This window comes from uncultured Tepidimonas sp. (assembly GCF_938045175.1).
In the GTDB taxonomy this organism is placed as follows: domain Bacteria; phylum Pseudomonadota; class Gammaproteobacteria; order Burkholderiales; family Burkholderiaceae_C; genus Tepidimonas.
Genome location: NZ_CALIND010000152.1, coordinates 1 through 3,108, shown reverse-complemented (window position 1 = coordinate 3,108; position 3,108 = coordinate 1). Strand labels below are relative to the sequence as shown.

General features: G+C 64.7%; 3 protein-coding genes and 1 tRNA gene. 2 read left to right on the top strand and 2 right to left on the bottom strand.

The window, feature by feature from the left end; translation table 11 throughout:
• Both Q0716_RS07945 and Q0716_RS07940 read right to left on the bottom strand, forming a co-directional pair.
• The coding region (locus Q0716_RS07945; protein ID WP_299021691.1) for an AAA family ATPase at positions 1-1,301 on the bottom strand (1,301 nt) is incomplete at its 3' end.
• 45 nt (positions 1,302-1,346) lie between these two features.
• Positions 1,347-1,422: transfer RNA gene (locus Q0716_RS07940), tRNA-Asn, on the bottom strand.
• A gap of 167 nt (positions 1,423-1,589) precedes the next feature.
• Between Q0716_RS07940 and Q0716_RS07935 the strand changes: the two genes are divergently transcribed.
• Entirely contained in the window at positions 1,590-2,786 is a 1,197-nt protein-coding gene (locus tag Q0716_RS07935) for an acyl-CoA dehydrogenase family protein (RefSeq protein ID WP_299021688.1), read from the top strand.
• Between the two features lie 12 nt (positions 2,787-2,798).
• Positions 2,799-3,108, top strand: a 310-nt coding sequence (locus tag Q0716_RS07930; protein WP_299021685.1) for an acyl-CoA dehydrogenase family protein, incomplete at its 3' end; no start/stop codon positions are given.

Genomic DNA, 3,108 nt, shown 5'->3' with positions numbered 1-3,108 from the left:
CCGAGTGCGGCGATGTGGCTGTAGAAGACGCTGGCCCAGTAGCCCTCGTACTGCGCGATGGGGTTGTTGCGGTACCAGTCGTGCGGGATGGCGGCAAAGAGCGCCTCGACATGGGCCTTGAGGGCCGACACATCGGCCGCGCGCAACAGGGCCAGCAGGTTCAAGCGGTGGGTAAACGCGCGCTGCGCGTCGAGCCCCAAGCCGGGCAGCAACGCGCTGTTGAGGCTGGTCATCACCTCGCGGTTGGGGTAGCCCAGCTCGTACAGGTGCTGGCCAGGCAGGTATTCCTGCACGCCATGAATCGTCAGGTAGCCCGTCTGAAACAACAGGGCCGTCGGCTCCATGACATCGACATCGAAAGCCGAGAGCAGCTCCAGGCTCGTGTGCAGGCGCGACAGTGCGGGGGAAAAGTAACCCCGCCGCGTCAACACGTCGATCAGAAACGTCGGTGTGCCCGTCTCGAACCAGTAGGGACGAAAGTCGCGCTTGTCAAAGAGCAGCAACAAATCGAAAGGGTTGTAGACCGACTCACCCAGCCAGTTGTAGCCGTTGTACCAGCGGCGGATATCGTCGCGATCGAGCCCCTCGAGCTCCGGGGCGAAGACGGTATCGACGTCCGCTTCCGTGTAGCCACAGATGGCCGAGTAGGCCGCATCGACCGTGATGTCGTTGAGGTTGTTCAGGCCCGAGAAGATCGAGACCTTGCTGAACTTGGACACACCGGTCAGGAACGCGAACTGGATGTGGGCGTCCTGATCCTTGATGACGGAGTACAGGTTGCGCAAGCCCTCGCGCATGGCGCGGGCGACGTCGGGCTCGGTCAGGTTGTCCAGGATCGGTTTGTCGTATTCATCGACCAAGACGACGGCGCGCTGGCCGTGGCGCTTGACGGCCTGTTGAATCAGGTGGCGAAAGCGCAGGTGGTTGTCAGCGGCTGCGAGTATTTCTAGCCCCAAGCGTTGGGCGTTGGCGTCGAGCTCGTCGGCGATGTGGGCTTCCAACCCTTCGCGGCTGGCGAGCCGCCCCCCACCGAAGCTGATCCGAATGACGGGATGTTTCTTCCCCCAATCCCACTTGTCGTGGCAGTACAGCCCCCGAAAGAGCGGCTCGTTGCCGGCAAAGAGTTCGGCGAGCGTGTCCAAAAACAACGACTTGCCAAAGCGCCGCGGACGCGACAGGAAGTAGTGCGAGCCGGATTCGATCAGCCGAAGCGCGTACGGCGTCTTGTCGACGTAGTAGTAATCGCCGCCGCGAATCTTGGCGAAGGTCTGGATGCCGATGGGCAGCTTCTTGCGCTTCATGGCCCCAATTATGCTGGCCTGAGCGGCAGGGGCAGGTGGCATGGCTGGCTCCCCGACCTGGGCTCGAACCAGGGACCTACGGATTAACAGTCCGGCGCTCTACCGACTGAGCTATCGGGGATCGGCAAAGCCGGGATTATATCGAGAAATTCGCGTGGCTCTGACGCGTGCCGCGCACGTCACCGGCACGACAGCCAGGCATGGCACAGACGTGCGTGGCCTCGCACAATGGCGCATCGCCCGCCGCGAGTGGTCCCACCGATGGACGCCGGCGTATCTGGAGTAGGTATGGATCTGCGATTCACCCCCGAAGAGGTCGCGTTTCGCGATGAGGTGCGCGCGTTTTTGCGTGCCAACTTGCCGCCCGAGCTGGCCACCAAGGTGCGCCAGGGGCTGCGCTTGACGCGCGACGACATGGCGCACTGGCATGCGATTTTGCACGCGCGGGGCTGGTTGGCCAGCCACTGGCCACGCGAGTGGGGTGGGCCGGGCTGGGGTCCGGTGCAGCGTTTCATCTTCGAAAACGAATGTGCACTCGCGGGTGCGCCGCGCATCGTGCCGTTTGGCGTCAACATGCTGGGGCCGGTGCTGATCCGCTACGGGACCGAGGCCCAGAAGCGCCACTGGCTGCCGCGCATTCTGGACGGCAGTGACTGGTGGTGCCAGGGCTATTCCGAGCCGGGGGCGGGGTCGGATTTGGCATCGCTGCAGACGACCGCGGCGCGCGAGGGCGACCACTACATCGTCAACGGGCAAAAAACGTGGACCACGCTCGGGCACTACGCGAACCGCATGTTCTGTCTGGTGCGCACCGACCGCCAGGCCAAGCCGCAGGAGGGCATCAGCTTCTTGCTGCTGGATCTGGACAGCCCGGGCGTAGAGGTGCGGCCCATCCTGACGCTGGACGGCGAGCACGAGGTCAACGAGGTATTTCTGAGCAACGTGCGCGTGCCGCTGGATCGGCTGGTCGGCGCCGAAAACCAGGGCTGGACGATCGCCAAATACTTGCTGACCTACGAGCGCACCAACATCGCTGGTGTGGGGCTGTCGCTGGCTGCCCTGCAGCGGCTCAAGGTGATCGCGCGGGCGGTGCACAAGGGGGGCAGGCCCCTGATCGAAGACCCGCTGTTCGCGGCGCGCCTGGCGCGGGTCGAGATCGACTTGGATAACCTTCAGACTACCCAATTGCGGGTGCTGGCCGCAGTGGCTGGCGGTGGGGCGCCGGGGCCGGAGAGTTCGTTGCTCAAGATTTTGGGTACGCAGATCCGGCAAGAGATCCAGAGCCTCATGCGCCGCGCCGTCGGGGTGTATGCCCTGCCCTGGATCGACGAGGCGCTGACGCTGGAGGGGGCCGATCAGGCGGTCGGGCCGCCCGGGGCGGCCAGTGCCGCGACGCAATATTTCAACCTGCGCAAGCTGTCGATCTTCGGCGGCTCCAACGAGATTCAGAAGAACATCATCGCCAAGGCGGTGCTGGGGCTTTGACGGGGGTGCGACATGGATTTTTCGTGGACCGATGACCAGCGTATGCTGGCCGATTCGCTGCAACGCTACCTCGCGCAGCGCTATCCTTTGGCACGTCGGCACGCCGCGTCCGCATCGCCGCTGGGGTACGACGCGCAGGCCTGGCGCGAACTGGTGGAGCTGGGCGCCGTGGCGGCGCTGTTGCCGCCTCAAGTGGGGGGGCTGGGCGGCGGGGGCTTCGACATCATGACGGTCTTTGAGTGCGTCGGGCGCGCCTTGGTGGTCGAGCCGTTGCTGGGTTCGCTGGTGGTGGGGCAGATGCTGGCCCACGCCGATGCGTCAG